7 protein-coding genes and 1 pseudogene are annotated in these 5,594 nt (G+C 39.6%); 2 read left to right on the top strand and 6 right to left on the bottom strand.

Annotated elements, in window-relative coordinates:
- The 4 genes and pseudogenes from BACINT_RS24445 to BACINT_RS02075 form a co-directional block, all read right to left on the bottom strand.
- A pseudogene (locus BACINT_RS24445) lies at positions 1-259 on the bottom strand (protein rep); the annotation flags it as partial.
- Positions 260-753: 494 nt separating this feature from the next.
- A complete protein-coding gene (locus BACINT_RS02085) occupies positions 754-1,152 on the bottom strand; it encodes a hypothetical protein (protein ID WP_005799260.1) in 399 nt (132 codons plus the stop codon).
- A gap of 36 nt (positions 1,153-1,188) precedes the next feature.
- Positions 1,189-1,509, bottom strand: coding sequence for a type II toxin-antitoxin system PemK/MazF family toxin (locus tag BACINT_RS02080; protein ID WP_005799262.1), 321 nt, complete (start codon positions 1,507-1,509; stop codon positions 1,189-1,191).
- Complete coding sequence (locus BACINT_RS02075; RefSeq protein ID WP_005812783.1) at positions 1,503-1,751, bottom strand: AbrB/MazE/SpoVT family DNA-binding domain-containing protein; 249 nt, start codon at positions 1,749-1,751, stop codon at positions 1,503-1,505. The genes BACINT_RS02080 and BACINT_RS02075 overlap by 7 nt, the downstream gene beginning before the upstream one ends.
- Before the next feature lie 405 nt (positions 1,752-2,156).
- On the opposite strand from BACINT_RS02075, the gene BACINT_RS02070 reads away from it, so the two are divergent.
- A complete protein-coding gene (locus tag BACINT_RS02070; RefSeq protein WP_005799237.1) occupies positions 2,157-3,407 on the top strand; it encodes an NBU/pMV158-type mobilization protein in 1,251 nt (416 codons plus the stop codon).
- Between the two features lie 69 nt (positions 3,408-3,476).
- Here the strand turns inward: BACINT_RS02070 and BACINT_RS24315 are convergent, their stop codons facing one another.
- Positions 3,477-4,247, bottom strand: a complete 771-nt coding sequence (locus BACINT_RS24315) for a hypothetical protein (RefSeq protein ID WP_005799241.1) — start codon at positions 4,245-4,247, stop codon at positions 3,477-3,479.
- A gap of 91 nt (positions 4,248-4,338) precedes the next feature.
- Here BACINT_RS24315 and BACINT_RS02060 point away from each other — a divergent pair, with 91 nt between their 5' ends.
- Positions 4,339-4,800: a hypothetical protein gene (locus BACINT_RS02060; RefSeq protein ID WP_005812785.1), complete on the top strand. Its 462-nt coding sequence runs from the start codon at positions 4,339-4,341 to the stop codon at positions 4,798-4,800.
- Positions 4,801-4,803: 3 nt separating this feature from the next.
- Here the strand turns inward: BACINT_RS02060 and BACINT_RS02055 are convergent.
- Positions 4,804-5,594 (bottom strand): rep family protein (locus tag BACINT_RS02055; RefSeq protein WP_007660166.1); only part of this gene is annotated, 791 nt, incomplete at its 5' end.

Genomic DNA, 5,594 nt, shown 5'->3' with positions numbered 1-5,594 from the left:
GAATACGCTGACAGATAGGACAAAAAGCCCGATGACAATAATGGGAATGCGCCTTACCTCCCTGCACAGTATAAACATTTGAACACACATGGGCATCCATATATGCTTTCATCAGCTTACTATCCGGATTCTTTTCCGAAAGTTTTCGAGTAAAATTATGGGATATGATTTTTACTTTAGCCTTTTTTTTAAGACTATCAGAACCGTTTTTTAACGGACTTTCTTTGCAGTTGGTTATATTTGTTCTATCTTTGCACATATGAAATTTTGATGTGGCTTTCGTTTGGTATCCGCCCAGCCAAGAACGAACACAAACGATTGCTAATTCTTAAAATACAAAGCCCGTTGGTTACTGCCTTCGGGCTTTCGTTTTTTCTCAGCCCAAAAGTAGGTAATTCATTCCAAACCGCCAAACATCATTCAAAAAACCTACATATAACAAGTCAAAAAGCATTTACCACGAAACTTTCTAGTTTATCTAGTATGGGGGCTCGCCCCCATTCCCCCGGCTGCGCAATTCTGACACAAATACACTACTAAATCCACAACAGACAAAGATACTTCCGGAAAAAAAACTATCTTTGCCGTACACAAAGACAACCCTTGCCGAGCGATACGGGAGAGTTGCAAAAAAAACACCGGAGTGAATTGACGGATATCCGACATCTCCGGTGGTATTTTTTTTCTTATCCCCCTCCCGTCCCCCAAAGGGGGAGCACACAAAGACAAGCCCTGCCTTCACTCAATGGAGTGTTAAATAGTTGCATATGGGTCAAGTTCCTTAATCCGCTTACACAAAAAATCAAAGCGTTTCTTTGTAAGTGGTGTAAGCGTATCGAGATTATCTCCATCGAAATTCTCCCCAAAAATAAGGTCGTTCATTCCTATGCCGTGATTGTAGTTCTCACGCACACAGTTGCGCAGCGTCCAAAGGTTACGCAGGTTTACCCAGTCTGCTGTGCGGCTCTTTACCCTGCGGAACAAGATAACGGCAGTCCGCAAATAGTGCCCCACATGGTCGTAATCGTGCAAGACACGTTTGCCCAAATAGTAAATATCCAAATCTTGTTTTTCTCTGTCCTCGACTACTTGACAGAGGAAGAATGGAATATCCTTCAGGTTATCCCATTCGATGTAGTCAGTTGGTTTCATAATGTCTTATTTGCATTTTTCTTTCCGTACTTTCCATTATTCACAGAACATTTGCTGAAATACTTCACGTAACCTTTTTATCTCACTGAAATTCAAATCTCCAATCTTTCTTTTCAGCCGGCTTTTATCCACCGTGCGAATTTGATCAGTGGCTATCTCTCCTTCACGCCCGGCTACAGAACACAGAACCCGGTAAGGATAATTTCTTATCGTTGAGGTTATCGGAACAATGACTACTGTTGTAAGGTACATATTCAAATCTGAAGGAGTGACAACTACACATGGCCGTGTCTTTGCCATTTCACCCCCACGGGTAGGGTCTAACTCTACCCAATACACTTCATACTGTTCTACCATGTCCAATCCTCAAACTTTTCATCCTCAAACACATCAGGGATAAGCAACTCATCATCCCCATTCTCATGGGCACGTTTGGCAGCTTCCGCCCATCCCTGACGTGGTTGTGCCTTTATCACAATATTGTTCCCGTCCAAAGAAATGCTCACAGCCGATTTCAAGGACAAACGCAACTGTTTCAATACTTCGGAAGGAAGTATTATCCCCTTGCTGTTTCCAATCTGAATAATATTCGTTACCATAATGTTATAACTTTATAATTGATTATCACGATACAAATATATGTAAAGTTATAACAATAACAAAAGGAAAAACAACTTTTTTCCATTTTCACCGAGAACCCTGTCAATGGCTGCACTCGTCGGGAGTGTTGGTGCACCCCCTTGCCGTGCAGCGCTCCCCGACCGATGATTTTTTATTGTGCCTTGTGTCCTTTTCCCTTTTGTCCGGCTTCTGTTCCCAAGCACATCCGGAACACATGGCAGAGCGCTTGCAAATCCCGTCCGGAAGGCTTACCTTTGCAAAAGGTTATAGCACACTATAACCCCTAAAGGGGTTGTGTGCGAGGGGTGTCCCCTCGACCCCGTGCGATGTGACGTTTCACGCCACATCTTCTAAACAGACATACACACCTAAAACCTAAAGATATGGCAAAGACATGTATCAGAGTGGAAGCCTGCAATATAGGCAGCTCGGAACGTCACAACTTAAGAAGCAAGGAGCTCGACTACATCCGTCCGGAACTCACACACCGCAACGAACAGTGGGTAGAATGTTCCATTGCCGAAGTACATCGGGACATAACGGAAAAATACAAGGAAGCCACCGGACAAGGATTACAGAAGAAAGCTACCCCAATCCGGGAAGGGGTAATAGTAATCAGCGAGGAAACCACAATCCAGCAGCTTCAAGACTTGGCCGAAAAACTGGAAGAACGCTTTGGAGTGCACGCCTTCCAAATCTACACCCATAAGGATGAAGGCGCAAACGTATGGGACGGAAAGGAAGAAGCATGGAAACCGAACTATCATGCGCACATGATCTTTGACTGGACGGACGGCCATACAGGAAAAACTGTAAAGCTGAACAGACACGACATGGCGGAGATGCAGACTATAACAGCAGAGTGTCTCAACATGGAACGTGGAGTTTCTTCAGACAAGAAACACTTGTCGGCCATGCAATACAAAAACAAAATGGAAACAGAGAAAGCTGAACAACTTCAAAAAGACATCGAGCAACTAAACAGGGCATACACTGCCGGAACCGAGAAAATCACCACAGTCCAAAAGGAACTTAGTACGGCACAAAAAGAGCTAAACAGCATGAAAACCGACATACACATCAACGAAGCCAAAGAAGCTGCCGCAAAAGCCGGAAAAACCGTATTTAATGCCGTTACAAGCGTCTTTAATGTAGGGGAAGTAAAACGACAAGCCAAAGAAATTGAAACCCTCAAAAAAGAAAATTATAACCTCTCATTCAAGAATCAAAATTTAGAAGGACAATTAAGAACCAACAACATCGAGATGCGAAGGGTACAGGAAACAACCGACAGACAGATAAAGGCAGAAGCATCCAAACTAAAACCCATAACCAACCTTTTTCCGGAAATGGAAAATGCACAGGAAAATATAGAGGAACTCCAAACTATGGGAATACAAAATAAAGATATCCGACAACTTCTTATTGGAAAGGAAATATACTACACTGGAAACCTTTACGATAAAGACAAGAGAAAATCATACCAAGTTAAAAACGTGAAAATAGATATCTCCAAAAGTCAGAATGGTATTACTACAATTTGGCTAAATAACATCCACTTTAAAAACTTTCTTAAAGAACTTTGGAATACACTACAAAAGACTTTAGATAACGGTAACTGGCTACACCGATAGAAAGACACTAATTTGAATTGCACTTCTCTTTTTTGAGAAGTGCAATTCAAATTAAATCCCGTTCATTTTTTAACGACTAAAGGTGCAATTAGCTATAAAACCAAAAGAAGGAGTAGTACCTTTTCCTTTAAACTCCCATTTAAAACCTTGACCAGGTACATTTGCATCCCAATACGAAGTCCAAGTGAAAGTGTTACTCCATAACGGTCCAGTTCCACTAAAAGCAACACTTTCAGGTGTCGTTATATTATCATCCGGACTTGGTTTAGCATTAGGATTTAATACTTCAAAGAAATAATAATTATTCTGTATTGAAGCATTCAAATCAACTTGCATCTTTAAAGTACGACTGGAATCGTAAAAAACTCCGGTAGTGCTTTGAGAACCTCCATTAATACTCAAAGAAGGGAGAACAGCCCTCGTTTCCGTTACAACATCCCTAAATACTGAAAAATCAAAATTAGCATCCTCCTTCACCTTTTTAACCAAAGTCTTTCCATTTACAGAAAAAACAACATAAGCGGTATTAGGATTTGAAATAGCACTTGCCACTTGAGCATTTAAAACCTGCAGGTTATTCTTATATTTCTCAATACTCAAAGGACTAACTTTTTCTAAATCCTGCCAATCCGAACCTGTTACATAAGACAACGCCCTCGTTTTCTTATTCTCATTGAAATAGTATTCATTTGTAATCTCATTTACATCAACAAAACGAGATAAGACCTCCATATCAGATACAGAATCACTAACCACAGGTTCTATTACTTCATTATCATTACACGAACAAACACCCAAAACAGTCAGTAGACTGATGAACATAAACATTACTTTTTTCATAAATCCTCCTTTTTTAAAGTTAATAAATAAAGGTTTCGCCCAAAAATATAAAATTTCTCCTATTTTTGCATTGAATATTAAATATTTAACTATGAATAGAATAATACATATCTCTTTACTTATTTCAACAGTATCACTTTTTCTTATTTCAAACACCGGATGTGTTGAAAAACAAGGATACTACAACCATGGAGAAGAAAGCATAATCTCATTAATTTGTGATATTACATGGGCTGGTAAAAAAACAACAGACGAAAACGGCAGTGTCTGGCAAGGTACATACAAATTCAATAAAAACGGAACATATACCCGTACAAATATAGAAATCGACAAACAAGGAAATAAAAAAGAAGCCAATATCTACGGACAATGGTCATTCGGTGATCCAAGTTTCAGTACCATTTATTTTGGTGGAGAACATTACTGGGACATAGACGAGCTAACTAAAAACAAATTTTCCTTCTATGACAGAAGTGGAAAATTTGGCGATCCTTTCATGAATAGAGAATACATAGAACTCACACCATACCAAGAAAACAATACAACAAACTAACAACTACCCACTATTAGGAAAAATATCCTCATCTAAATAAATATCCTGCAAAAGTTCATCCTTCCGGGTGACCTTATAACAACACAATGCCTCCCCAGTTTCCATATTATACCAATCAGCCACCTTATCTTTCACAGACATATACCAAGTATAACAACCATCTTCAACATTCAATCCCTCAATATTAAGAACCAAATCCTCATCTCTAAAATCATTCAACGCTTCATCTCCGATCATGGTGCGGAACTGTCCGAAACTACTCATGCGCTGCATCCCATGCATGGCAGTATAAATCATATCCAAAGCCTTATAATTTATCTGAATCTTTTTTTTACCGTCACGACCTTTCGATTTTGAGACAGAAGCCTTTGAAGCATACTTAAAAACCTCTATCGCTGCATTTTCAAAATCCTCTATCTTCTTATATTTCTGAAAACGGGCATCAGCAACCGTACTACCATGCAATTTCTTCCATTGGGCTACTACATATTTTGCAGCTTCCAATGAATCAACAATAATATGAAAATGATAATGGAACGAAAACAAATCCTTTTTTACTACATGATAGGTACACTCCTTCTTAATCACCCCCGAAATACCAAGTGAACGAAACTTGTGTTTCGTCCTTATACCATCAGCCCACATCCGGTTACATCTACGCATGAAATCTCGCAATACCCTTGCATCATCGGTTACACAATTTTGCAAGGTAAGCGTCACAAAATAAAACTCTCTGCCTTCCGAAGCCAAATACTTCATAACCGGAAGGAACTTCTTTACATTTTGTGCCGTTT

Source organism: Bacteroides intestinalis DSM 17393 (assembly GCF_000172175.1).
GTDB lineage: Bacteria > Bacteroidota > Bacteroidia > Bacteroidales > Bacteroidaceae > Bacteroides > Bacteroides intestinalis.
This window is presented reverse-complemented; position numbering and strand designations above follow the sequence as displayed.

What these genes read in the sequence shown, in the direction of transcription:
- BACINT_RS02085 (WP_005799260.1), bottom strand. Translation starts at nt 1,152, where the DNA reads ATGAAACCAACTGACTACATCGAATGGGATAACCTGAAGGATATTCCA.
- BACINT_RS02080 (WP_005799262.1), bottom strand. Translation starts at nt 1,509, where the DNA reads ATGGTAGAACAGTATGAAGTGTATTGGGTAGAGTTAGACCCTACCCGT.
- BACINT_RS02075 (WP_005812783.1), bottom strand. Translation starts at nt 1,751, where the DNA reads ATGGTAACGAATATTATTCAGATTGGAAACAGCAAGGGGATAATACTT.
- BACINT_RS02070 (WP_005799237.1), top strand. Translation starts at nt 2,157, where the DNA reads ATGGCAAAGACATGTATCAGAGTGGAAGCCTGCAATATAGGCAGCTCG.
- BACINT_RS24315 (WP_005799241.1), bottom strand. Translation starts at nt 4,247, where the DNA reads ATGAAAAAAGTAATGTTTATGTTCATCAGTCTACTGACTGTTTTGGGT.
- BACINT_RS02060 (WP_005812785.1), top strand. Translation starts at nt 4,339, where the DNA reads ATGAATAGAATAATACATATCTCTTTACTTATTTCAACAGTATCACTT.